Raw genomic sequence first — 24,299 nt, forward strand, 5'->3', positions numbered from 1 at the left:
AAACCTTGTCAAAATCTATTTCTTTGCTATAATAAAGAAGCAGGTTTAACTGCCTATGGGAGGATAACTCAGCTGGGAGAGTGTCACCTCGACAAGGTGAAAGTCGCAGGTTCGAGTCCTGTTCTTCCCACCATAGCGAGAAACTGGATTTCTTTTTTATTAAAAGAAGATCCGGTTTCTTTTTTTATGCTGATTTTTTTACTATACTGAAAGTACTAGTACTTTGAAGGAAGGGAAGAAGATGAAAAAGAATGGTGTTATCCATACATTTTTAGGGGATCTGATCCTCACAGAAGAAGATGGGTTTATTACTGCAGTGGATTTTGGGAGTGGTGAACTGAAACTAGAGATGAAGATGGAAAAGCCCACCACGCTCATGCTCCTGGCGAAAAAGCAGCTGGAAGAGTTTTCCGAAGGGAAGAGGGATCAGTTCACGCTGCCCCTCCATCCGGAAGGTACACCTTTCCAGAAGAAGGTGTGGGCAGTACTTCTCACCATCCCAAAAGGAGAAACCAGGTCCTATCAGGAGGTGGCCAAGCTTTGCGGCAATGAGAAAGCTTCAAGAGCTGTGGGGATGGCAAACAACAGAAACCCCATTCCCATCTTTATTCCTTGTCATAGAGTCATCGGGAAAAATGGCGCTCTAGTGGGGTATGGCGGAGGTCTTCCCATCAAGGAAGCTCTCCTTCGCCTGGAAGGGTCTCTTCTGTAGATTTCACAAATATGAACAGCAAGCATCGTTGATTTCACGAGTTTTTTACCCATTGGCAAAGATTTGTCCTCATCTCTTTGGTAAAGTCTTGGATAAGATCAGAAACCAATGGAAGAAAGGAGAATGAGGAAACAATGAAACAATATGCAGGAAGTTATAAAACAGAAGAAGAGGCGGCTTTGGCCATTAAAGATCTGGAGCCTCTACTGACAGACGATACAGAAGTGACGGTGCTGACACGGATCCCCTATGCATTCGAGAGAATCCGTAGCGGCCACGATGCCCGGTATTACACCGATGCACCCGTGGGAAAGATCTATCATGGAGAAAGCTTTCTGGAGGTGGTCACCGCACTGCATCAGGAGCATCTGGATGAAGATGCCATGAGGCATCTCACCGAAAAGTTCATGGATGGAGAGATTCTTCTCTTTCTGGGAGACAAGAAGCCAGATAAAAGCGAAGCGCCCATCACCCCGGGAACCTATGAGATGCCGGAGGAAGAAGGCAGTTTCATCAGACCGGATCTGAAAGAAACAGAGGTGCCTGACCGTGACCTGGAGGAGGAGGACTCCCTGGGTATCACCGAAGAAGAAGCGCTTCATAGGCTGGACAGCAACCGTGAACCTTATAATGGCAGTGTGGATGAGAGAAATCCCTTTGATCCAGACGAGCCAAGATTCATACCTTAAAAAGAAGGCACTTCATATGTGGAGTGCCTTTTCCCTTGATTGACTTAGATTCTAGTTTTCATGTAGAAGTGTCAGTTTACCATCCGCAGAAATCAAGAGTAAAGTGGATTCTCTCTTCTCATTGAAGGCTGGTGTTATGGAAGACACTGCAATGACTTCCTTTTCTTTATCGTGAAACTTAAGATTCAGGGTTCCGGGTTCTTCACTAAAGGTGAAAGAAAAATCGTCCCCTTTCTTGATAGGAGTTCCGTCAGCGTACATACCGCCTCCAGCTTCAGAGGCTTCTCCACCTTTTGAATAGGATATCTCATAGACTTCAGTTTCCGACTGATTTTCAATGGTTACCCGATAAGAAGCAGTATCCTCTTCACTTCCTTTGGAACTGCAACCTGATAAGAATAAGAAAGAAAGCGCTGCGAAAAGCAGGAGTGCCGTGAAGCAGATGTGGTTCTTAGATTTATATGTCATAAATTGACCTCCTAAAACGTGTTTGTTACTGTATCATAACATATTTTTATTGTTAAACAATAAAAATAACGCGAAATAGAATAAAATTTAACCAAATTTTAAATAGTACACATAACTTCTCCATAAACCTCTATATCCACAAATTGAAACGGAACTGCTGTTTTATTCAAATGCCCCTTTATTATCAACCTGCAGCTCCCTCATCGAAGAAATCAGACGATAACGGGACTTCTTTCTTTTCCTAAGGCCATAAAAGAGCAGAGAAAACAGCAGATCTCGATGAAAACCTAGGAGTCCTGTATTTTTTGTAAATCTTGTGAATTTCTAAACATTTTTCATCAGTTCTGGGTTAAAATAGAGTCATGTAAATGTTTACGAAAATATAGTGAGGTTGGAGGGAATGGTTGTGGAGAATACGCTATTGAAAGTGGGGCATCCCATGACAGACGATGCTGCGAAGCTGGACCAGGACAAGAAAGGATTCCTGAACTTTCTTACTCAGCATCTTGGCCGGAAAAAACTTCTGGTGGTGAGAGACACCGGCAATGAAGAGAGAATTCTTGCGGAACTGAAGGACTATGCAAAGAAAGAAAATTATACGCTTCTTTTTCTAAATGGAGCACAAATCACCGCCAAAGATGTGCGGGAGCTGTCAGAAAGAGGCGCAGAGAAACTGCTGGTGGTACTGGAAAACCTTTCTAAAGCAGAGCATCTTGGTGTCATTGAAGAAGCTTCGCTGTTTAGAGCCATTCTGGATCTTTCTGATCCTGGCAATGATGAATATCTCTTCCGGGAAGACAGTGCATTTCTCTTTCTTGCAGAGGATGACTTTCCCAGCACGAAGCTTTCCACTGTAAGCCTGACCTGGGCTTATGAATCTGCTTTTTATGATGACAGAGCCTTCCGGGAGAAAGTACTGAGCCATATGGAGAGATATCGGGAAAAGGTGCTGAGAATCAGAGAAGTGGGGGATGTACGGGGAAAAGCCTACGGTCATATCCTGCCGGAGAAGAACTATCATGAGAATTTCCTGCCCCTGGTGCGGGAAGACCTCATCACATCGCCCTATCTTTCCGGCATACACTGGCACAGATTTTCCCATCATCTCAATTCCTCCCAGGTTCTTGGTGTGAACTTCTTTTACCCTCTCCTGAAGAAAGGGGAACTGAAAAGCTTTCTGGATCTTTTCAGTCTGGAAGACGCCAAAGCCTACGATCCGCTGCATCTTTCTTTTTCGAAGCTCTCTCCTGTGGAGCCTTCAGGGAGAAGAAAATCCTGTTTTGACTTTTATATGGAGCTGCAGGACGGAGAAGAGCTCTATGTCCTTTCAAACTATACAGACGGATGTTTCGGCAGAGCAGAGAAAGAATCCTTTCTGGAGAAATATACAGCGGTCTACGGACCACTTCTTTCTGCCAGCGATATGATTGAAGAGAGCTTCAAGAATGAAGCCTTCTTTCTGGAAGAATACCGCTATATGAGAAGTCTTCTGCATCTTCAGGAGAAGAGCAGACTACTTGTTCTTCTCCCAAGAGAAAACTTCCAGCTGCGGGAAAAAGCACTGTATTTTAGAGACCATGTGCTCACAGAAAAAGGGAGAGAACACTTTTATCCCGTGGTCTGGGAAGAGGTCATCGACAGTCTTCTCAATCAGCTCTCCAATCCGGAGCTCTCCAGATATTATGAAACTGAACTGAAAGACAAATACTTCAGATACTGAGATCCAGCCAACAGCAAAGGAGATCGTCACTATGAATCAGGAGACTTTTACCAAAATCGAAACGTTCATTAAAAGAAATGCCAGGCCCTTGGATTACATTAGGTGGAAGATTCATTTTGAAGGAGAGGCAAAAGAGGAACTTCTCACCGTTCTTTCAGCCTACCAGAATGAGGATGGAGGACTGGGACATGGACTGGAGCCGGATTTTTTAAATCCCTACTCCACACCCATGGCCACCTGCCATGGCATTCTTCTTCTGAAAGAACTGGGGATAGAGGACAAAAACCATCCTCTCATTCAGAACATCTTCAGATATCTGGCCTCGGGTCATGGGAAACGTCATGGAAGATGGCTGTTTTCTGTCAAAGAAAACGAGAACCATCCCCATGCACCCTGGTGGAGCGCTGAAGAAGAAGACGGCACCTTCAGCAGCTATAACCCCACCGCACCTCTTCTTCGGTTCATTTTGGACCAGGGGGAGTATGAGACGGATCTTTATTATCTTGCCTTGAACACCTTAGAAGAGCTGAAAAAAGAGTTCATGGAAGGGGACAGCTTCTCCATGCATGATCTCATTGCGCTGGAAGAGCTTCGTCCGTACCTGGATGAAGAGCGGCTCAATGAGCTTATAGAAAAGAACATAGAGAAGAATCCCACAAACTTTAAAAACTACGTTTTAAGGCCCACCCATATCATTAAGTCTCCGAACCATCCTCTTTACAGAAAGATGAGAGATCTTTTAGAGAAGGATCTAGAGTTTTTGGAAGGCAGTCTTCAGGAAGAGGGATTCTGGGACATCAACTGGGCTTGGGGATCTTACGAGGACAGCTTTTACGTTTCCAGAAACTACTGGAGATCCGATCTTTGCATTCACAATCTCCTTCTTCTGAAAGCCTTTGGAAAAATTCCGTCCCAGTAAAGCTAAAAGGAAGGTACAGATGCATCTCTATCACAAGGAGAGATGCATCTGTTTTTCTTTTTCTTTCCTCTGGTATAATGGAAGATGAATTGGAGTGAAGAAAGATGGAAACATGGAAAGAAATGGAAGACTGCAGGATCTGTCACAGAGACTGCGGCGTCAATAGAAATCAAGGGGAGCTGGGATTTTGCAGAGTCCCTGCGGAAGTGATCCTCGCAAGGGCTGCTCTTCATCATTGGGAAGAGCCCTGCATCTCCGGGGAAAGAGGTTCTGGAACGGTGTTCTTTTCAGGATGCAATATGGGATGTGTCTACTGCCAGAACCATGAGATTGCCTTAGGTGTATATGGGAAGAAGGTGTCTGTGAAAAGGCTCTCGGAAATCTTTCTGGAGCTTCAGCATAAAGGAGCCCACAACATCAATCTGGTGACCCCCAGCCACTATGTGCCGCAGATCCGGGAGGCGATCCTTGCATCCAAAGGTCTTGGTCTGACGATTCCCATTGTGTACAACACCAGCTCTTATGAAAAAGTGGAGACCTTGAAGATGCTGGAAGGTCTTGTGGACATCTATCTTCCGGATTTCAAGTACTTTGACGAGAACTTGGGCCTTCGATACTCCAGGACCAAGGAGTACCGGACCATTGCCCTGGAGGCGCTGAAGGAGATGGTGCGCCAAACGGGGAAGCCAGTCTTTGATGAGGAAGGGATGCTCCTAAAAGGCACCATCATCCGGCATCTGTCTTTACCTGGAAGCTTAGGGGACTCTAAAGAGATCCTGATGCTTCTGAAAGACACCTTCGGAAACAGCGTCTATTTCAGCATTATGAACCAGTACACCCCCATGGAGGTATTGAGAAAATATCCGGAGCTTCAAAGAAAGCTCACAGAAGAAGAGTATGAGGAACTGGTTTCCTTTGCGCAGCTTCTGGGCATAAGAAAAGCATTCATACAAGAAGGAGAAACCCAGGACGAAAGCTTTATTCCTCCATTTAATGGAGAAGGACTTTAGTAAAAGGAGTTGATGCATTTTATGAAGCTCACAAAGAAGGAAGAAGAACTTCTCCTACGCTATATGGAGGGTATACTTGAGCATGAAGAAGTGCTCCGGATGAAAACATTTATTCAGCATGGCAACACCAGCACCTATGACCATTGTGTGGAGGTGACAAAGCTGGCCTTTCTTCTTTCCAGAAGACTGCCTTGGTCGTTCCATGAAAAAAGTGTTGTGAAAGGCGCAATGCTTCATGATTTTTATCTCTATGACTGGCATGTGCCGGACCAAAGCCGGAAGAGACTCCATGGACTGCACCACCATAGGACCGCCCATAAGAACGCCATGAAGCATTTCAGGTTAACCCCTCTGGAAGAAGACATCATCATAAAACATATGTGGCCCTTGACGATAAAACTGCCCAGGTACCGGGAAAGCTATCTGGTGTCTCTGGCGGATAAATTAATCAGCATCAAAGACACCTTGGGTTTCACAGACAGAAAGGAAACAGAATGACAAAACAAAATGAATTCGAGAAAACAGAAGCGCTCTTCTTAAAAGAGGGCTTTCAGAAGAAGATCCTGGACTGGTTTCAGGAGCATAAAAGAGCCATGCCTTGGCGGGAGAACCCTTTGCCCTACTATATCTGGATCTCGGAGATCATGCTCCAGCAGACCAGAGTGGATACGGTGATCCCATACTTTCACCGGTTCATCGAGAAGTATGATACAGTGGAAGCATTGGCCAATGCAGAGGATGAAACTCTTCTGAAGCTGTGGGAAGGCCTTGGCTACTACAACCGGGTACGGAACCTCAAAATCGCTGCAGGAGAAATCATGGAGCGGCACGTGGGAGAAATACCAGAGAACTATGAGGACCTTCTGAAGCTGAAGGGCATTGGAGAATACACCGCAGGCGCCATTTCCTCAGAAGCCTTCGGAAAGAAAGAAATCGCCGTGGACGGCAATGTGTACCGGGTCATGGCAAGACTTCTGGGAATCAGAGAAGATCTGAAAAAACCTGCTGTCATGAAAAAGATCAAAGAAGAGGTCCGAAGTCTCCTTCCTGATGTCATGGTGGGGGACTTCAATCAGGGCCTTATAGAACTGGGTGCTTTGGTGTGTATTCCCAACGGCAGTCCCCGGTGCGGGGTCTGTCCGGTGAAAGACTCCTGCACCGCTTACAAAGAGAATCTTCAGGAGGAGATTCCCCTAAAAGTCAAGAAGAAAGAGCGCCGGGAAGAAGAGCGTTCGGTGCTCATTTTCCGGCATGACGGCAGATATGGCATTAGAAAAAGAGAGGAAGGAGCCCTCCTTGCGGGTCTATATGAGTTCTACCATGAAGAGGGACATTACGAGGGGCACCTCATAGAGGAGTGGGTGGAGAACCTGGGCGGAAAACCTTTGGCCATCTATCCCTTAAAAGACAAGAAGTTTCTATTTACCCATATCCTCTGGAAACTGAAGGCTTATGTGGTGGAACTGGAAGCTCCCTTAGAGGATCTTCTGTTTCTCACAAGAGAAGAGATAAAAATGAGCTATAGCTTGGCCACAGCCTTTCGGGATTACTTTGAAGAACTGGGTGAAAATGATGGCCTATGAGAAGAGAGGGAAACCTCTCTTTTTTGACTTTGTGAAAAATATCTGCAATAATGAGGTACCTTTTGTGAATACAGTTCCAAGGAATGGAAAAGAATGTTAAAATGTAAAGGTAAACATGACTTAATTTTACAAATATAGAGGGGGAGACGAATGGAGACAACAAGAAAAGTAATGACCGGAAATGAAGCTGCCGCCAGAGGGTTCTATGAAGCAGGAGGACTTCTTGCATCCAGCTACCCAGGTTCACCCACCGTTGAGCTTTTGGAAGCGGTGAAAGAATACAAAGAAATCTATGCAGAATTCAGCGTCAACGAAAAAGTAGCGCTGGAAGTGGCCATTGGAAGCTCTTTTTACGGCGCCCGTTCCATGGTATCCATGAAACATGTAGGCGTCAATGTGGCCATGGACCCATTGATGACCTTCACCCAGACACCCACCCAGGGAGGCTTTGTCCTTGTGACGGGAGACGATCCAGGCATGGCCAGCTCCCAAAATGAGCAGGACAACAGAATCATCGGAAAATTTGCCAACATGGGCATTCTTTATCCTGGAAGCAGCCAGGATGTGAAAGATTCGGTGAAGTGGGGACTGACTTTGTCAGAACAGTTTGAAATGCCCTTCATGGTGGATGTGACATCCCGTGTCTGCCACGGACGCGGCATCGTGACCTTAAATGAACGTGAAGAACACAAACCAAAAGGATTCACACCAGACAACAACAAGTTCACCATGCTGCCGCCCATCACCCACGCCAGGCAGTATGCCATGAAGGAAAGACTGGAGGCTCTTGCGGAGTATGCCTATGATGCCCCTATGAATCTTTATCATGAGGTGGAGGGCTCTAAGGTGCTTCTGGTGGCTACGGGGCTTGTTTATGAGAACCTGAGAGAGCTTCAGGTGCCCTACAGCATCTACAGACCCGGTCTTGTGTATCCGTTAAGTGAGCGCAGACTGAAAGAGCTCCGGGAAAAATATGATAGAATCATCGTCATTGAAGAGATGATGCCATTTATAGAAAATGAGCTGAAGCTCATGGGCATACACTGCGAAGGTAAAGAGTGGTTCTCCTTCACTGGAGAGCAGAACTCCGAAGAAATTGAAGAAGGGCTTCTAAAAGCAGGTCTTCTCACAAAGAAAAGATTCCTTTCCTTAGACAAGGATCCTGTGGTCGTAAGACCGCCCATGTTCTGTTCCGGATGTCCCCATAGGCCTGTCTTTGATATTCTGAAGAAAATGAAAGTCACCGTCATGGGAGACATCGGATGCTACTCCATGTCTGTTCTTCCCGCCTTTGAAGCTTCCCACACCATGATCAGCATGGGTGCCACCGTGGGCATCACAAAAGGCATGAATAAGATCATGAGAATGGAAGGCAGTGAAAAGCCTCTTGTATCTGTCATCGGAGATGGAACCTTCTTCCACTCGGGTATGACCGGCTTTGCCAATCTTCTCCATCAGCTGGATGAGAAGGACAATATGACCTTCATCGTGCTGGAGAACGGCACCACAGCCATGACCGGAGGCCAGCAGAACGGATCCAGCGGTAAATACGATGTGAATGACGACATGCATATGGACATCAAAGCCATTCTGAACACCATGGGCATTGACAATGTGCAGTATGTGGACCAGTTTGACTACAAGCTCTTCCGGGATACCCTGAAAGAGGAAGTGAAGAAAAAAGGCATCTCCGTCATCATCGCCACTAGGCCTTGTGCTCTGAAATTCAAGATCAAGGAGCCCCATTACTATGTGGATCCCAACATATGCATCGGCTGCAGAAGCTGCGTGAAGACCAACTGTCCACCCATCCGCATGAAGGAATATCCGGGGATTGAAGGCCTCAAGTCCTTCATTGACCCTGAGATGTGTGTAGGATGCAGCGTATGCTCACAGGTCTGTCCTGTGGGCGCCATCAAACCATCCAGGAAGGAGGCATAATCTATGGAGAACATCAGTATCATCATTGCAGGCGTTGGTGGCCAAGGACTGGTCCTTGCCACAAGAATCCTTTCTGAAGCCGCTTTTTCCCAAGGCCTAGATGTGAAGACCAACGATGTGGTGGGTCTGTCCCAAAGAGGCGGCACCGTCTGGGGCAGCGTCAAGATGGGGGAGAAAATCTATTCCCCCAACATCCTGCCCAAGGAAGCGGACATCATTTTAGGCATGGAGCCTCTGGAGGCTCTTCGCTGGAGCCATGTGCTGAAAGAGGGCGGAAAGATCATCCTGAACACCAACAGGGTGTATCCCACACCGGTGCTTCTGGAGAAGGAGCCTTATCCGGAAGAGGCCATCGAAGCGCTTAAAGAGAAGTTTGAAGTCATTGAGATCGATGCCCAGAAAGAAGCGGAAGCTTCCGGGAACATCAAAGCCGCCAACACCATCCTCTTAGGACTGGTTTCTAAGTACCTGCCCATCGAGGATCAGGTCTTTGAAGTGGTTTTGAAAGCCCATGTACCGCCGAAAGCTGTGGAAGAGAACCTCACAGCCTTTTACAGGGGGAAGCAGTATGGAAACTGAGAAGAGAGTATTCATTGCCATGGAGCTGAACAGTGTGCACCGGGAGAATCTGAAAGAATCCCAGAGAAGACTGGCCAAGGATCTGGAAAAGGGTCACATCGTACCTGAGGAGAACTTCCATATGACCCTGGCGTTCCTTGGGGAGCAAAACGCGGATGCCATGCACCGCATTCTGGACGCCATGGTGGAAGTGGCCGTGAAAACGCCTATTTTTCTCACCTATATGGGAAATCTTGGAGAGTTCAGCTTTCCTAAGGGAGATACATACTTCATGGGCATCCGGAGCACAAAGGAGCTTCTGCTTTTGGAGGAGTCCCTCAAGGATGCCCTTGGAAGAAGAGGATTTTCCATTGAGGAGCGTCCTTTCCATCCCCACATCACCCTGGTGAAAAAGGGAAAACTTCTGCCACAATCCGAAGGTCTTGTGTCTATGAACGAGAAGAGCCATATGCCTAAACTGCCCATTCTGGTGGATAAGCTTATTTTATTCGAATCCATCGAGGATGGAGAAGGTACCCGCTATGAGCCTCTTCATGTGGAGCCTCTGGTAGCGAAGCGTCAGGAAGTCTAGATAGAGAAAAGAAAACATGGTAAAATAGTGAAGCTCCCCTTCAAAGAGATGAAGGGGAGCTTTCAAAAAGGGAAGGATATCATTGTTCACTCAATAAAACACGTCGAAATGGGGCAGGGAGGATCTTAAGTGAAGAAGAAAAACTATAGTGGAGTAAAGGTGCTGGCACTGCTGGTACTGCTGACGCTTCTTTCAGGCTGTCAGCTGAAAGAGAAGGAGGTTCACGGAGAGCCTGCCCGAAAAGAAGGAGATGTTTCTATTTTTGTCATCTCTGACCCACACCTTTTGTCTTCCCGAATTAACGACGAGGGAAAGGCTTTTGAGAGATACAGCCTTGGGGGAGACGGTAAAAATCTGCCGTATATTGAAGAAATCTTTTCTTTGTTTCTACAGGAAGTTCTGGAGAAAAAACCAGATTATCTTCTCGTCAGCGGAGACTTGACCAACAATGGGGAACAGGCCAGCCACGAGGATCTTGCGGTGTACTTTAAGACCCTGGAAAACCAGGGCACAGAGGTCCTGGTGACCCCAGGAAATCATGATCTTCTCAATCCTCACGCCAGAGGTTTTCTTGGCGACAAGCAGCTGAAAGTGGATACGGTGACGACAGAAGAATTCACAGAAATCTATAAGGACTTTGGATTCCAAGAAGCGCTTTATCGGGATGAAGCCTCTTTGAGCTATGTTTATGAAGCATCCAAGGATCTTTGGATCCTCATGATGGACACCAACAGATACAGGGAGAATGTAAAGCTTGGCTATCCCCAGGCAGGGGGCATTTTAAGTCTTTCCACCTTCCAGTTCATGAGACAGGTGCTGAAGGAAGCCAAGGAAAAGGGGGTGGAAGTCATTTCTGCCTCCCACCACAACAGCATCATCCATGCGCGCAATGCGGTGGAGGACTATGTGCTTGACAACAGCGAGGAGTACGTGAATATCCTGAAGGCGGGAGACGTGAAGCTGAACCTCACAGGCCACATCCACATCCAGGACATCCAGCAGGATCCTCACGGTGGTCAGTACTTCGAGATTGCATCTGGTGCCCTTTCCGTGTATCCCCATAAGTATGGGCAGCTTCTTTTTGGAAAGGAAGAAGGTCTCCGATACGAATCGGTGAAAGTACCCTTAGATACTGTCATGGCGGGAAGCTCTTTGCGGGAGTTTATAAGCCTGGATGCCCAGTCCCGAAGTTTTTTCGCAAAGAACAGCTCTGCCAGAATCTATCAGAGGCTGATCACGGAAGAAGGCGAAACAGAAGAGGATGCAAAGGTTATGGCAGAAGCCGTGGGAGAGATGAATGTGCTGTATTTTGGGGGAGATGAAGATCTTTTCACAGAGAAGCTTTTAGATCATCCAGGCGTGCAGCTTCTAAAAGAACGGGAAAACACCAGAACATCCCAGTATGTCACAAGGATGCTCGAAGAAGATGGTCCCGACGACAACAGACTTTTCATCCCCCTAAAGGAAAAAGATTAACAGATTGGAAATGGTTTTTCTTGTGGGATGGTTTTCATGTTCAGGAATTTCAGCAAATATCTAAGAGATTCATGAAATTCTGTTTTTTAGGTTGACAGAAAATGACCTGTGTCTTACTATAGACCTAACAATTGAATAGTGACCTCATCTTTTTCAGGTGAGGTAGAGGCGCGGTGTTTAAGAGACTGTAGAGGAGCTGAGGAAGCGATGATTCTACGGGGGAGGAAAAACCGCCGAAGTGTGGAATGCCCTCAGCTTTCCATGCTGGGACTGCAGCAAACAGCTGCTGGACTGTCCATAGGCCAAGACCCACGGCCCTATGGTTGAGCTATCTTATCAAGGGAAAGAAAGGGGAAAGTAGGATTGTATATACAATGCCTGAGTTCGTCTCAGGCATTTTTTTATTCAAAAAAATCAAAAATTCTAAAAGAAAAGGAGAAATTTATCATGAAGAAGATTGTATTAGGATTACTCATCAGCGCTGTGACAGTACTTGCAGGGTGCGGAACTAAAATAGATGCCAAGAACGACGGAGTGTTTAAAGTAGGAATGGAAGCAGGATATGCCCCTTTCAACTGGACTCAAAGTAACGATGAAAACGGTGCTGTGGCCATTGATGGCGGACAGGAATTTGCCGCAGGATATGATGTGGAGATTGCAAAAAGATTAGCAGAAGGTCTGGGCCAGGAACTGGTCATTGTGAAGATTGAATGGGATGGTCTCATTCCAGCTGTGAAGTCGGGCACCATTGATGCCATCATCGCAGGAATGTCTCCTACAGAAAAGAGAAAAGAATCCATCGATTTCTCCGACAATTATTACATGTCTGATCTGGTCTTGGTGGTGAAGAAGGGCGGCGCTTTTGAAAACGCAAAGAACCTTTCTGACTTTAGTGGGGCAAAGGTTACTGCTCAGCTGAACACCTTCCACTATGATGTCATCGATCAGATTCCATCGGTGGAAAAGCAGACTGCCATGGAGAACTTCGCGTCCATCAGAGTGGCTCTGGAATCCGGCGTCATTGATGCGTATGTGACAGAAAGACCTGAAGCGGTCAGCGCTTCCGCAGCCAATGAGAACTTTACCTTTGTAGAACTGGAAGACGGATTTGAAACTTCACCAGACGACACAGCCATCGCAGTTGGTCTCAACAAAGGAAATGAAGAGCTACTAGCAGAAATCAACGAGATTCTCGCAGGCCTCTCCCTGGAAGAGCAGCAGAGCATCATGGATGAAGCGATTCTTTCCCAGCCATCCCAAAACTAGTGATTTAGAACTTCTCGCTCCAAGAGCTCAGTTCCTGGAGCGGATTTTCATGAGGAGGACCCATGTTCATCGAAACGTTATATAATATCTTTATCAGCAACTGGCCCATGTTTTTAAGAGGCGCCCTGGTGACCCTTGAAATCTCCATCATCAGTACCATCTTGGGTACCCTGCTGGGGCTGTTCATCGGGATCATCAGAACCATTCCTCAGCCTGAAAAGGGCATGAAGAAAGGCTTTTTGAAATTCATCAACTGGATTCTTTCTGTATACATCGAAGTATTCAGAGGAACCCCTATGATCGTACAGGCCATGGTCATCTATTTTGGCGTAGCTCAGACCTTTGCCATCGATATGAATAAAATCTTTGCGGCGATACTCATCGTCACCATCAACACCGGTGCTTATATGGCGGAAATTGTAAGGGGAGGCATTCTCTCCATCGACAAAGGCCAGTACGAAGCTGCGCAGTCCATCGGCATGAGCCATTTTCAGACCATGATGAACGTGGTGCTTCCTCAGGTGGTCAGAAACATTCTGCCTGCCACCGGTAATGAGTTTGTCATCAACATCAAAGACACCTCGGTGCTCAATGTCATCTCTGTCAGTGAGCTCTTCTTTGCCACCAAGTCTGTGGCTGGGGTAAACTTCATGTATATGGAAACGTATCTTGTCACGGCAATGATCTATCTGGTGCTCACGTTCTCCATCACCCGTATTTTACGGTTTGTGGAGAAGAAAATGGATGGCCCTGAAAACTACAACCTCACCGGCAATCAGATGCAGGTGCTGAAACCTGAAGATCAGGTGAGACTTCAGGGGAAAGGAGGAAAGTAACATGGAAACTAAAGAAGCGATACTTGAGATCAGAGGACTGAAAAAGTCTTTCGGAGAACGGGAAATCTTAAAGGACATCAACGTTTCTGTGAAGGAAGGAGAAGTCATCTCCATCATCGGGTCCTCAGGATCTGGTAAATCCACGTTCCTCCGATGCATCAATCTCCTGGAGACTCCTTCCGGAGGGGAGATTCTCTACCGCGGAAAGAACATTCTTGGAGACGACCAGGATGTCAATGCGTACCGCACCAAACTCGGTATGGTGTTCCAGCAGTTCAATCTTTTTGAGAACCACAATGTGCTGTCCAACTGCATGGTGGGACAGATGAAAGTGCTGAAGAGATCCAAGGAAGAAGCGGAAGCGGTGGCCCTGAAGTATCTGAAGGTTGTAGGGATGGATCAGTATGTCAATGCAAAACCAAAGCAGCTGTCCGGTGGACAGAAGCAGAGAGTGGCCATTGCAAGAGCCCTTTCCATGGAACCGGATGTGCTTCTCTTTGATGAGCCTACCTCGGCTCTTGATCCAGAGATGGTGGGAGAAGTGCTGAAAGTCATGAAAGAGCTTGCAGAAGCAGGACTCACCATGATGGTGGTGACCCATGAGATGGCTTTTGCAAGAGATGTATCTGATCGAGTGATCTTCATGGACGAAGGCGTCATCGCAGAAGAGGGAGATCCAAAGGTGATCTTCAACAATCCCAAAGAAGACAGAACCAGAGCCTTCCTGCAAAGAACCCTCAGTGAGAACTAAGTAGATAGAAAAGAGACAAGAGCCTTGTGGTTGATTTTAATCCGCCCCCAGGCTCTTTTTCATTTACAGATTATTTACTTCGGTTTATCATAGGGTGTAAAGGTTTGTGATAGGCTTAAGAAAATGCAACAGAAAGTGAGGTGCATTGCCATGAGAGTTCTGGTGCTCAGTGATAAACCCTGTGAATCCAGAAATAAGAAAGAAGACCTGTTCCACGATCAGTTTATGGAAGAATCCGTCCTGTTCGTTGTGGAAGTTCTCAAAAAACGTCATGACGTGTCCTGCCTGGAAGCTGATACAGCACTGAAAGAGAAGCTGAAAGAAGAAAGGCCGGATCTGGTGTTCAACTTAGCCAATGGGGAAGGGCTGCCTGGAGGAATCACCTTTGTGCCCAATGCTTTAGATGAACTTGGCATCCCATACACTGGTTCTTCCGGAGCAGCCCATGGGAAAGCCTATGATAAAGGGCTCACCATGAAAGTATTGAAAAGTATGGGGATTCTGGTGCCAAGATTCATGGAAATTGAAGCACAAAAGGAGCTTTCTTCCTTTCATCTACCATTTCCCATTTTGATCAAACCCAAAGACGGCGGATACAGCAGAGGCATATTTAATGAGAATCTTGTGTTTAACAGGACGGAGTTAAGAGCCCAGGTGGAAGTGCTCCTTCGGGAGAAATACACCCCTCTTTTACTCACAGAGTATATAGAAGGAAGAGAATTCACGCTGGGAGTCCTAGGAAGCGGAGAGCACCTTCATGTACTGCCTCCCATGGAGATATCCTTCAAGAATTTACCGGAAGACCTCTACCCATTCTATAGTTTTGAGGCAAAAGTAACGTTTGAGGACCAGGTGAAAAATAAAGTGCCCGCGAAAATTACCGAGAGTCTTCATGAGAAGCTACAAGTATCCGCCCGCCATATCTTTCGGACCTTAGGTCTGTTCGACTATGCAAGGCTTGATGTTCGGGTGAGAGAGGAGAGAATTTATCTTTTGGAAGTGAATTCTCTTCCAGGACTTCACAAAACCCACAGCGATCTGGTGAAGATGATGGAAGCGGCGGGAGAATCCTATGAGGACCTCATCTATCACATTGTGGACTCGGCGCAGGACAGATACAAAAGGGGGGTGGCAGGCCGTCTCATCAGCGGAAGATAACTAAGTGCAAAAAAAGAGCAGCTTCTTATAAAGGCTGCTCTTTTTTCCATTCTGCATTAGAAATCCACTTGAAACACGGCTTTTCCAAGAAGTTTTCCCTCTTCATGAAGTCTGTGCACCAGAGGTGCATCGGCGATGGGCCAGGTAGATGTTCTGAGAGAGCTGATTTTATTCTCCTCCAGAAGTTTCGTGATGAGGGCGAGATGGTCTTTATTTCTTTTCGTCTGAACAGAATGAAGCCTGATGCTGCTGCCTTCCGGAAGATCCGGAACCCCCGTGGTACTGACAAAGGTGCCTTCTTCTTTAAGGATCGAAAGAAGAGGAACCATGTCTTCTTTTTTCAGCGGTGCCAGGTTTAAAAGCACATCCACCTTGGTGGGCATATCTTCCAAAATATTCTCCTTTTTGTAATCTATGATTTTCTGAAGGTCCTTTCCCTCCAAAAGAGATAAGCTTTCCGTCCCCGCCACTGCATAGATCTTCGCTTCCATGGTTTTCGCAAGGGCAATGGAGGCAAGACCCACACCACCCGTGGCACCATAGATGAGAATGGACTGACCCTGTTTTAGCGTGCCGTTTTTCATCAGCGCTTCATAGGCCGTGAGATAGGAGAGGGGGATAGAGGCTGCTTCTTCAAAGGTCAGTCCTGCTGGTATTTTGCATGCGTCCTCCTCTAAGAGCGTCACATACTCTTCATAGGAACCATTTCTTCGGATATCCAGATACCCAAAGACACGATCATCGATCTGAAAACGCTCTGCATGGGGGCCTTTAGCCACGATGAGTCCTGAAAAATCCACTCCGGGGACATGAAGTGGATCCAAGGAGATGATCTTCTTGAATGCGCCTTTTCTCATCAAAGCATCAGAAGGGTTAAAGGAAGCGCATTTTACTTTCACAAGAAGCTCACCTTCTTGGGGTTTGGGGACTTCCAGTTTCATGGGACGAAGCACATCCGGTGCGCCAAACTCAGTAAAAGCCATGACATTCATTTCTTCCATTCATCTCATCCTTTCGTTATTTATTAACTCTACTATAAATCAGGGGAAGGGCCGAAACGTCGCCGGATTGCATTATTTACAAAACCTTCTTAAATTAGAAATAATTGCGCATACAGCCCTGATATAATAGAAATGATAGCGAGGTGAACTTGAAGTGGCAAAACGCCTATATTTCATTCCAAAGAGTTCCTATCAGGGGCTCATTGTGGAAAAAACAGTGTATTTTCCTGAAATCAGAGGAGAGCGGGCACATTCCATGAAAAAAACCTTGGAAACCATGCTGCACGTGATCAGAGCAAAAGAGAGCGGTGGAGAGATTCTGGAAGTTTCTCCCTATGGCAATGCCGTGGGAAAAGCCTGTACCCCTGGGCTTCTGAAACTGAAAGGGGAGGATGGAGTGGCATATCCTGTGGCAGCGCTTTATGAAGCGGCCAAGGTATATGAAGAGGGAGGGCCCTATGAAGATCTGAAATCAAAACGGCCAGAAGAAATCCTGGGAGATCAAAGGCACCGCCATGCTGGAAGTCTCATGGGGTTTCATTTTGAGAATGAAGCTTTCACCACAAATCCCAGACATAAATTCTTTGACTACCTCTACATTCGCGCACTGAAAGAACGGGAGGATCTCCACGAAGCGCTTTTAAACGCTGAGATTGTCACGGACGTGACCTATCAGATGAGCAGTATGTATCTCAGTCCCGCCCGGTCAGTGTCCTATTTTATCAGCCTATATAGAGAAGGACTTCTAGATAAAGTACTTTCCTCTTCGGAAGAGTTCGATCGTATTTATACCATGACTTTTCCCTAGTGCACCGAAAGCTGTGGCCTGTGCCATGGCTTTTATCTGTTTAAAAACAATGAATTGGAGGCCGACCATGGAAAAAGTGAAATCCATCCCCATGAAACTGTACATCTATAGCGAGAAAAACTATCAGGAGAGGGAAGTTACCCTATCTCAGCTTGAGAGTGAAGAGAGTATATTCCATAGCACATCCATTGATCGATTCTGGCTCAACCTGGACGAGGAAGATCCTGTGCTATTAAAAAAAATCTGTGAACTTTTCAAAATCCATCAGTTGGTACAGGAGGATATCCTTCTTAAAGGACAAAGGCCGAAAGTGGAAGAATATCCTCATCATCTTTTCATTGTCGCTAAGATGGTATTTATTCAGAATGATGTCATGAAAATGGAACAGATCAGCTTTATTCTCGGGGAAAATTATCTCCTGACTTTTGGAGAAATAGAGGGTGATGTTTTTGACAGAGTACGGCAGAAACTGAAGAAAGAAGGAACTGAGGTTCGCGCCAAAGGAGTAGATTTTTTACTGTATCAGCTCTTAGATGCCTTAGTAGAAGGATATTACAGAACACTTGAGGTCATGGGAGAAAAAATTGATCAAATGGAAGAGGGGATTCTATCTAGACCGGGCACCGAGGAAATGAAAGCCATCAGATCTCTAAAGAAAGATCTGCTTTACCTTCATAAATATGCCTGGCCCTTAAGGGAAATCTCTTCTTATCTCTCTAAAGATGATCCTCTTTTCATAAATAAAGAAACTTCCATGTACTTCTTTGATATTCACAGTCAGCTCATGGAAGTCATAGATACCATTGAAACATACCGGGAGCTTCTGGCAGGCCTTATGGATCTCAGCCTTTCCAGTGTCAGTTACCGGCTCAATGAAGTGATGAAAGTATTGACCATCATTTCCACCATTTTTATTCCTCTTTCCTTCATCGCGGGTGTATACGGCATGAACTTCAAGTATATGCCTGAGCTGGAATCCCGGTATGGTTATCCTCTGGCCTGGGCCAGCATGGGGGCAGTGGCCTTAGGCATGTTATATTATTTCAAAAAAAAGAAGTGGTTCTGACTTGACTTAGGGAAAAAGCTCCTTTATGATAGAAATATAGACCCCCCCCCCTAGGGGTGGGGTAAGGAGGATACTATGGAACAAAGATATGATGTCACGGGCATGACCTGCTCCGCCTGTTCTGCAGCTGTAGAAAAAGCTGTGAAGAAGGTGCCAGGGGTTTCCCGTGTGAATGTAAGTCTCATGACCAATACCATGAGTGTGCTGCTGGATGAAGGTGTTCAGGAGACAGAAGTCATTGAGGCGGTAAAAAAAGCAGGATATGGTGCGGCCGTACACACCAAGCGGGGAGAGAAAACCGCTGTATCATCGGCAAATCCCATTGAAGACGAACTGAAGGAAATGAAAATGAGGGTCATTGTGTCCTTTATTTTCCTCATTCCTCTTTTATATGTGGCTATGGGTGAGATGATCGGCATGCCTATGCCTTCCTGGCTCACCGGCGTGGAGAATGCCATTACCTTCGCTTTCCTGCAGATGCTTCTTTCTCTTCCAATCATCTATGTGAACAGAAAATACTACATCGTAGGGTTTAAAGCACTGAAGCTGAAAGCACCCAACATGGACTCTCTCATTGCCATCGGTTCAGCTGCTGCGTTTATCTATGGCATCTATGCCATCTTCAGAACAGGGTATGGACTGGGACATGGGGAAACCCACATTGTCCATCAGTTCCTGCATGAACTGTACTTTGAAAGCGGTGCTACCATCCTCGCGCTGATCACCTTAGGAAAGTTCCTGGAAGCAAGATCCAAAGGAAAGACCTCAGAAGCCATCAGCAAGCTCATGGATCTGGCCCCAAAGACAGCGCTTCTTTTCCGGGACGGAATGGAAGTGGAAGTGCCCATTGATCAAGTGTCCATTGGAGATGTTGTCATCGTAAAACCCGGAAACAGCATCCCTGTGGATGGGGTCATTCTGGAGGGTGCCTCTTCTGTAGACCAGAGCGCACTGACAGGAGAGAGCATTCCTGTAGAGAAGAACGTGGGAGACAAAGTCATCGCTGCCACCATCAACAAGACCGGATATTTCAGGTTCAGAGCGGAAAAGGTAGGGGATGACACCACGTTGGCACAGATCATTCAGCTGGTGGAAGACGCCAATGCCACCAAGGCTCCCATTGCAAAGCTTGCTGACAAAATCAGTGGAGTCTTTGTGCCTACGGTCATCGGTATCTCCATCATTACTTTCCTGGTCTGGTATTTCCTGGGATATGGATTTGAATTTTCCTTATCTCTCGCCATCACGGTTCTTGTAATCTCCTGTCCATGCGCCCTGGGTCTTGCGACTCCTGTGGCCATCATGGTGGGAACAGGACAAGGGGCTCAGAACGGAATTCTTGTGAAATCCGCAGAAGCTCTGGAGACCATGCACTCCATCAACACGGTGGTGCTGGATAAGACCGGTACCATCACGGAAGGAAAACCAGTGGTCACGGACATCATCACCAAAGGAGACATCGGGGAAGAGGAGCTTCTTCTCATCGCTGCCTCCATCGAAAAGCCGTCAGAACATCCACTGGCTGAAGCCATCGTCGAGAAAGCCAAAGAAAAATCCATGACACTGAAGCAAGTGGACAAGTTTAGTTCTGTTTCCGGTATGGGCATCGCCGCCTTTGTCGACGGACTTCCTTATATTGCAGGAAACCTGGCACTGATGAAGGAAGAGGATATCTACGTAGGCGCTTTCCAGGAAGATGCAGACAGATTGGCCAGCGAAGGAAAGACCCCGCTCTTTTTCGGAAACCGCGAAAAGGTCCTTGGCATCATTGCTGTAGCCGATGTGGTGAAGAAAAACAGTAAACAGGCCATCGACCTCTTCAAGAAAATGGGCATTGACGTGGTAATGCTCACTGGAGACAATAAGAGAACCGCCGAAGCCATCAGAAATCAGCTGGGCATTGATAAGGTCATTGCTGAAGTGCTGCCCCAGGATAAGGAGCGGGAAGTGCGCCTCATTCAGGAAAGCGGTCATAGAGTTGCCATGATCGGGGACGGCATCAATGATGCGCCAGCCCTGTCAAGAGCAGATGTGGGCGTCGCCATCGGCGCGGGAACAGACATCGCCATTGAGTCCGCTGATATTGTGCTCATCAAGAACGATCTTCTGGATGCAGTGACCGCAGTGCAGCTCAGCAGATCCACCATCAAGAACATCAAGGAAAATCTCTTCTGGGCATTCTTCTATAATGTGCTGGGGATTCCGCTGGCTGCGGGCGTGTTCTACTTGTCCCTTGGCTGGAAGCTGACCCCGATGTTTGCAGCTGCCGCCATGAGTTTAAGCTCTGTGTTTGTCGTAAGTAACGCGCTCAGGCTGAAGTTCTTTAAACCGGTTCATGCGGATGCTGTGAAGTAACACTACACACGATCCGTTCAGAATATATGAAAACAACAATACTAGTGATAAAAAAGGAGAAAAGCAAATGAAAAGAGTACTGGAAATCGAAGGAATGCACTGCATGGGATGCGTAAGACGAGCAACGGAGGCTCTAGAAGGTCTGGATGGAATCAACACAGCAAGAGTGGACCTCAACGAAAAGAGCGCTGTGGTGGATATGGAGACTGAAGTGTCAGAAGATCTCTTGAGAGCTGCCCTGAAGAATGTAGCACTGGAACTGGTGGCAGTAAAAGAAAAGAAGAGTATCTTTGGATAGGAGGGGAGAGTAGATGCAGTCAGATAAAGAGCGGATTACACGGCTTCTCAAAACAGCCAAGGGTCAGCTGGAAGGCCTTCTGAAAATGGTGGAAGAAGACAGGTATTGCATCGACATTTCAAACCAGCTCATGGCGACCCAGGCCATCTTAAAAAAGGTCAATGCCGAGATTCTTCATGACCATATCCATCACTGTGTTCACGGGGCTTTTGGCACCGAAGAACAGGAAGAGAAGATCAGTGAGATCATGCTGATCATGGACAAGCTCACCAAATAAAAAGCCGAAAGAAAAGACTGGACCTTCAGGCAGTAACGCCTGATAGGGACCAGTCTTTTTTTGTCTCATTTTTCTTCTGTCTAGATGACCCAGTTTCCGTTTCTGAAGAGCGCAACGGCTTCTCCATTTTTTCTGTAGGCGGTGATGTCCAGTTCAGGACCACCCACCATGAAATCCACATGGATCAGACTGAAGTTCGCACCTTTTTTGTCCAGTTCTTCCTGGCTCATGGAAGTGCCGTTTTTGATGGCGTACCCATAGGCTCTGCCTAGCGCAAAATGCACGGAAGCATTCTCATCAAAGAGGGTATTGTTGAAGAGAATTTTTGTGTTGGAGATGGGGGAGTCATCCTGCACCAGAGCGATTTCACCAAGTCTCACAGCGCCTTCATCATTCTTCATGAGATTGTCCAGGGTTTCATATCCTTTTTCTGCATAAAAGTCCACCACTTTACCGTCTTTAAAGGTGAATCCGAATCCATCCACCAGATTTCCGTTGACACTAAGAGGCTTTGTGGCCTTCAGTGTTCCATTGACCTTGTACGCGTGGGGTGTAGTGAAGACTTCTTCCGTTGGGATGTTGGCCATGTAGGGCACCCCTTCATTGGAATCGTTGCTTCCACCGATCCAGTTGTGGTCCTCGGCCAGGTACACTTCCAGATCTGTTCCTGGACCCACAAGGTGAACCCTCTCAAAATCTGCCTCATTGAGGAAGTTTTCGTATTTCTTCAGATTGCTGTTGTGGATTTCCCAGGACTTTACTGGATCTTCATGATCCAGACGCGTTGCTTTGATGATGTAGTCCCAAAGCTTTTCTACTGCTGCATCCTCTGTATCCTCCGGGAATACGGTCTTTGCCCATCCTGCAGAAGGAACCGCCACAATGACCCACTTGGTGATGCCTGTCATTCTGTACTTCATCACAGGAGCCACGGCCTGGCTGGCGATCTTCTGGCTGGTCTTCACCTTTTCAGGATCCGCATCTTTCAGAAGCTCTGGATTGGGTGAAATCACAAAGACGTGATGATAGTTGTCCTCATAGATGTCTCTTGTGTTTGTGACCTTCCAGGAAGGATACTCCTCAAAGACATAATCCTTTCCGTACTGATACCGCATAAGAGCGAACTCATCATCGTTCAGCACCAGCTCCACGTGCTTTGCGCCAGAAAGATAGGCTTCCTTGGCGATGAGTCTTGACAGTGGGAGACCGTCGGTGGATGTGGTGATGATGAGGCCTTCTTTTTCTTTCAGGTTGATGCCCACCTCTACAGCGAGTTTGGCGTATTTTTCCAAATAAGGGGTAAGATCTTTCATAATATCCTCCTTGAATCATGAATCTATTGTTTCCAATGGTTAGATTTTAACATATTGAAACGTTCTTTCAAAGATTCAAATGAGAAGTTCAAAAATAACATGAAATAATTGAAAATATGCTGAATACACCATCACATTGTAAATGTTTACAACGGAATACTGTGAAAATTCACAAAGATGACTTATACTAAACCTAAGGGTACGTTATGATAATAACAAAAAGTGTAAATTGAAAGGGAATGAACATGAAAAAAACGAGAGAAGAAGCACTCCTTTTGCTGGAGTCCTATAATGAAAGCCCTACCCTCAGAAGGCATGCCTTTGCGGTGGAGGCGGTGATGCGCCACTTCGCGGAGATGATGGAGGAGGATCCGGAGTATTGGGCTCTGGTGGGTCTTCTGCATGATCTGGACTATGAGAAGTATCCGGAAAAGCACTGTGTCATGACCCGGGAGATCCTTCAGAAGGAAGGCTTCGAGGAATCTTTTATCCGGGCCATCGAAAGTCATGGGTATGGCATCTGCACTGAAGTGCCACCAGTTCTGACGATGGAAAAGGTGCTCTACACCATAGATGAACTCACTGGGCTCATCTATGCCACTGTACTCATGAGGCCGGACAAATCTATTTCAGTGCTGGAGCTGAAAAGTGTGAAGAAGAAGTTCAAGACCGCCAGTTTCGCACAAGGGGTCAACCGGGAGGTCATCGCCTCCGGTGCAAAGATGCTTGGTATGGACCTGGATCATATCATCATTGAAACCATTGAAGGAATGAAAAAAGCCAAGGATCTTTTGGAACTGAACTAAACAGAGAAGAGTTAGACAAAAGGAGAGAAAGGGGTACCAAGATGAAAACGGTCATAGTATATTATTCCTTATCCAACAACACAAAGGCGGCAGCGGAGCTTCTTTCAGAAAAGCTTCATGCGGATCTTGTTGAACTGAAAGAGGAGAAGGTGGGAAATGTCTTTCAGGCGTTCTTCAGAAAGAAATCCACTCTTGTAGGGTCTCCTTGGGAAGCGGCAGAAGATGCGGATCGACTTTATCTCATGTTTCCCATCTGGGCCAGTAAGTCAGTTCCTGCCATGAATGCCTTTGTGAGAGATCCGAAAGCGGATTTTCACAAGAAAGAAGTGTACATCATCACATTTCAGGCCTCGCCTGATTTTAAGAACAGCGTGAAGGTGCATGACTACATCGGCAATTTCGTTCGTAAAGGTGGAGGTATTGTCAAGGAAACCTATGCCATGCAGGGTGGAAATATGAATGTCTTCATCGGAGATGACAAGATCCGGGAACGTATGGACAAAGTCCGTTGGGATGAACTGTAGAAACAATTTACAATAGTAGCAGAATCAAGGCTTTTGCCTTGATTTTTTTTGCCTGTTTTTTGATGAGAGGTGAATGAAACGGGGTTTCTGAAAAATTATACAGATGTGTTTAATTTTTACAGAAAACTTTGAAAGTCAAATATTTTTATATGCCATACCTCGATCATCTACC

Annotated in this window: 25 protein-coding genes, 1 tRNA gene and 1 riboswitch; of the genes, 23 read left to right on the forward strand and 3 right to left on the reverse strand. The window is 46.5% G+C overall.

The window, feature by feature from the left end:
- The first annotated feature begins 57 nt into the window (after positions 1-57).
- The 3 genes from BM243_RS00450 (at position 58) to BM243_RS00460 (ending at position 1,401) form a co-directional block, all read left to right on the forward strand.
- Positions 58-133 (forward strand) — tRNA-Val (locus BM243_RS00450).
- Between the two features lie 108 nt (positions 134-241).
- A complete protein-coding gene (locus BM243_RS00455; protein WP_074908870.1) occupies positions 242-712 on the forward strand; it encodes a methylated-DNA--[protein]-cysteine S-methyltransferase in 471 nt (156 codons plus the stop codon).
- A 134-nt stretch (positions 713-846) separates the two neighbouring features.
- On the forward strand, positions 847-1,401 hold the full coding sequence (locus BM243_RS00460) for a hypothetical protein (RefSeq protein ID WP_074908873.1): 555 nt from the start codon (positions 847-849) through the stop codon (positions 1,399-1,401).
- Positions 1,402-1,452: 51 nt separating this feature from the next.
- On the opposite strand, the gene BM243_RS00465 is transcribed toward BM243_RS00460, so the two are convergent.
- Positions 1,453-1,869 carry a hypothetical protein gene (locus BM243_RS00465; protein ID WP_074908877.1) on the reverse strand — a complete coding sequence of 139 codons (417 nt, stop codon included), beginning with the start codon at positions 1,867-1,869 and terminating at the stop codon, positions 1,453-1,455.
- A gap of 406 nt (positions 1,870-2,275) precedes the next feature.
- Between BM243_RS00465 and BM243_RS00470 the strand changes: the two genes are divergently transcribed.
- From BM243_RS00470 to BM243_RS00530, 13 genes are all read left to right on the forward strand, one after another.
- Positions 2,276-3,589, forward strand: coding sequence for a PGN_0703 family putative restriction endonuclease (locus BM243_RS00470; RefSeq protein ID WP_143093517.1), 1,314 nt, complete (start codon positions 2,276-2,278; stop codon positions 3,587-3,589).
- Positions 3,590-3,620: 31 nt separating this feature from the next.
- A complete protein-coding gene (locus tag BM243_RS00475) occupies positions 3,621-4,508 on the forward strand; it encodes a hypothetical protein (RefSeq protein ID WP_074908882.1) in 888 nt (295 codons plus the stop codon).
- 104 nt (positions 4,509-4,612) lie between these two features.
- On the forward strand, positions 4,613-5,518 hold the full coding sequence (locus BM243_RS00480; protein WP_074908885.1) for a radical SAM protein: 906 nt from the start codon (positions 4,613-4,615) through the stop codon (positions 5,516-5,518).
- A 21-nt stretch (positions 5,519-5,539) separates the two neighbouring features.
- Positions 5,540-6,016 (forward strand): HD domain-containing protein, encoded by a 477-nt coding sequence (locus BM243_RS00485; protein WP_074908887.1) that lies wholly within the window; start codon positions 5,540-5,542, stop codon positions 6,014-6,016.
- Positions 6,013-7,101 carry an A/G-specific adenine glycosylase gene (mutY, locus tag BM243_RS00490; protein WP_074908889.1) on the forward strand — a complete coding sequence of 363 codons (1,089 nt, stop codon included), beginning with the start codon at positions 6,013-6,015 and terminating at the stop codon, positions 7,099-7,101. Before BM243_RS00485 ends, mutY begins: the two co-directional genes overlap by 4 nt.
- A 150-nt stretch (positions 7,102-7,251) precedes the next feature.
- Complete coding sequence (locus BM243_RS00495; protein ID WP_074908892.1) at positions 7,252-9,042, forward strand: thiamine pyrophosphate-dependent enzyme; 1,791 nt, start codon at positions 7,252-7,254, stop codon at positions 9,040-9,042.
- Between the two features lie 3 nt (positions 9,043-9,045).
- Complete coding sequence (locus tag BM243_RS00500; protein ID WP_074908895.1) at positions 9,046-9,621, forward strand: indolepyruvate oxidoreductase subunit beta; 576 nt, start codon at positions 9,046-9,048, stop codon at positions 9,619-9,621.
- Positions 9,611-10,192, forward strand: coding sequence for an RNA 2',3'-cyclic phosphodiesterase (gene thpR, locus BM243_RS00505; RefSeq protein WP_074908897.1), 582 nt, complete (start codon positions 9,611-9,613; stop codon positions 10,190-10,192). The genes BM243_RS00500 and thpR overlap by 11 nt, the downstream gene beginning before the upstream one ends.
- A gap of 129 nt (positions 10,193-10,321) precedes the next feature.
- The gene (locus tag BM243_RS00510) at positions 10,322-11,668 is read left to right on the forward strand and encodes a metallophosphoesterase (RefSeq protein WP_074908900.1); all 1,347 of its coding nucleotides are present in this window, start codon (positions 10,322-10,324) and stop codon (positions 11,666-11,668) included.
- A 155-nt stretch (positions 11,669-11,823) separates the two neighbouring features.
- A riboswitch (Lysine riboswitch) is annotated at positions 11,824-12,007 on the forward strand.
- 108 nt (positions 12,008-12,115) lie between these two features.
- Positions 12,116-12,934, forward strand: coding sequence for a transporter substrate-binding domain-containing protein (locus BM243_RS00515; RefSeq protein ID WP_074908902.1), 819 nt, complete (start codon positions 12,116-12,118; stop codon positions 12,932-12,934).
- 62 nt (positions 12,935-12,996) lie between these two features.
- Complete coding sequence (locus BM243_RS00520; RefSeq protein ID WP_074908905.1) at positions 12,997-13,770, forward strand: amino acid ABC transporter permease; 774 nt, start codon at positions 12,997-12,999, stop codon at positions 13,768-13,770.
- Position 13,771: 1 nt separating this feature from the next.
- Complete coding sequence (locus BM243_RS00525; protein WP_074908907.1) at positions 13,772-14,521, forward strand: amino acid ABC transporter ATP-binding protein; 750 nt, start codon at positions 13,772-13,774, stop codon at positions 14,519-14,521.
- 150 nt (positions 14,522-14,671) lie between these two features.
- Positions 14,672-15,679, forward strand: coding sequence for a D-alanine--D-alanine ligase family protein (locus BM243_RS00530; protein ID WP_074908910.1), 1,008 nt, complete (start codon positions 14,672-14,674; stop codon positions 15,677-15,679).
- A 56-nt stretch (positions 15,680-15,735) separates the two neighbouring features.
- On the opposite strand, the gene BM243_RS00535 is transcribed toward BM243_RS00530, so the two are convergent.
- A complete protein-coding gene (locus tag BM243_RS00535) occupies positions 15,736-16,680 on the reverse strand; it encodes an NADP-dependent oxidoreductase (protein ID WP_074908916.1) in 945 nt (314 codons plus the stop codon).
- 154 nt (positions 16,681-16,834) lie between these two features.
- Between BM243_RS00535 and BM243_RS00540 the strand changes: the two genes are divergently transcribed.
- The 5 genes from BM243_RS00540 to BM243_RS00560 all read left to right on the forward strand — a co-directional run bounded on the left by BM243_RS00540 (position 16,835) and on the right by BM243_RS00560 (position 21,484).
- Positions 16,835-17,488: a DarT1-associated NADAR antitoxin family protein gene (locus BM243_RS00540; protein ID WP_074908919.1), complete on the forward strand. Its 654-nt coding sequence runs from the start codon at positions 16,835-16,837 to the stop codon at positions 17,486-17,488.
- Positions 17,489-17,555: 67 nt separating this feature from the next.
- Positions 17,556-18,554 carry a magnesium/cobalt transporter CorA gene (gene corA / locus BM243_RS00545; protein ID WP_074908923.1) on the forward strand — a complete coding sequence of 333 codons (999 nt, stop codon included), beginning with the start codon at positions 17,556-17,558 and terminating at the stop codon, positions 18,552-18,554.
- Positions 18,555-18,629: 75 nt separating this feature from the next.
- On the forward strand, positions 18,630-20,909 hold the full coding sequence (locus tag BM243_RS00550) for a heavy metal translocating P-type ATPase (RefSeq protein ID WP_074908926.1): 2,280 nt from the start codon (positions 18,630-18,632) through the stop codon (positions 20,907-20,909).
- Positions 20,910-20,976: 67 nt separating this feature from the next.
- Complete coding sequence (locus tag BM243_RS15525; RefSeq protein ID WP_074908929.1) at positions 20,977-21,207, forward strand: heavy-metal-associated domain-containing protein; 231 nt, start codon at positions 20,977-20,979, stop codon at positions 21,205-21,207.
- A 13-nt stretch (positions 21,208-21,220) separates the two neighbouring features.
- Complete coding sequence (locus BM243_RS00560; protein WP_074908932.1) at positions 21,221-21,484, forward strand: metal-sensing transcriptional repressor; 264 nt, start codon at positions 21,221-21,223, stop codon at positions 21,482-21,484.
- A gap of 80 nt (positions 21,485-21,564) precedes the next feature.
- Here the strand turns inward: BM243_RS00560 and BM243_RS00565 are convergent, their stop codons facing one another.
- Positions 21,565-22,797, reverse strand: a complete 1,233-nt coding sequence (locus BM243_RS00565) for an aminopeptidase (protein WP_074908935.1) — start codon at positions 22,795-22,797, stop codon at positions 21,565-21,567.
- Positions 22,798-23,036: 239 nt separating this feature from the next.
- On the opposite strand from BM243_RS00565, the gene BM243_RS00570 reads away from it, so the two are divergent.
- The gene (locus BM243_RS00570) at positions 23,037-23,603 is read left to right on the forward strand and encodes an HDIG domain-containing metalloprotein (protein ID WP_074908938.1); all 567 of its coding nucleotides are present in this window, start codon (positions 23,037-23,039) and stop codon (positions 23,601-23,603) included.
- Positions 23,604-23,644: 41 nt separating this feature from the next.
- On the forward strand, positions 23,645-24,127 hold the full coding sequence (locus BM243_RS00575) for a flavodoxin family protein (protein WP_074908941.1): 483 nt from the start codon (positions 23,645-23,647) through the stop codon (positions 24,125-24,127).
- Positions 24,128-24,299: the final 172 nt, after the last annotated feature.

It is taken from the genome of Proteiniclasticum ruminis (assembly GCF_900115135.1).
In the GTDB taxonomy this organism is placed as follows: domain Bacteria; phylum Bacillota; class Clostridia; order Clostridiales; family Clostridiaceae; genus Proteiniclasticum; species Proteiniclasticum ruminis_A.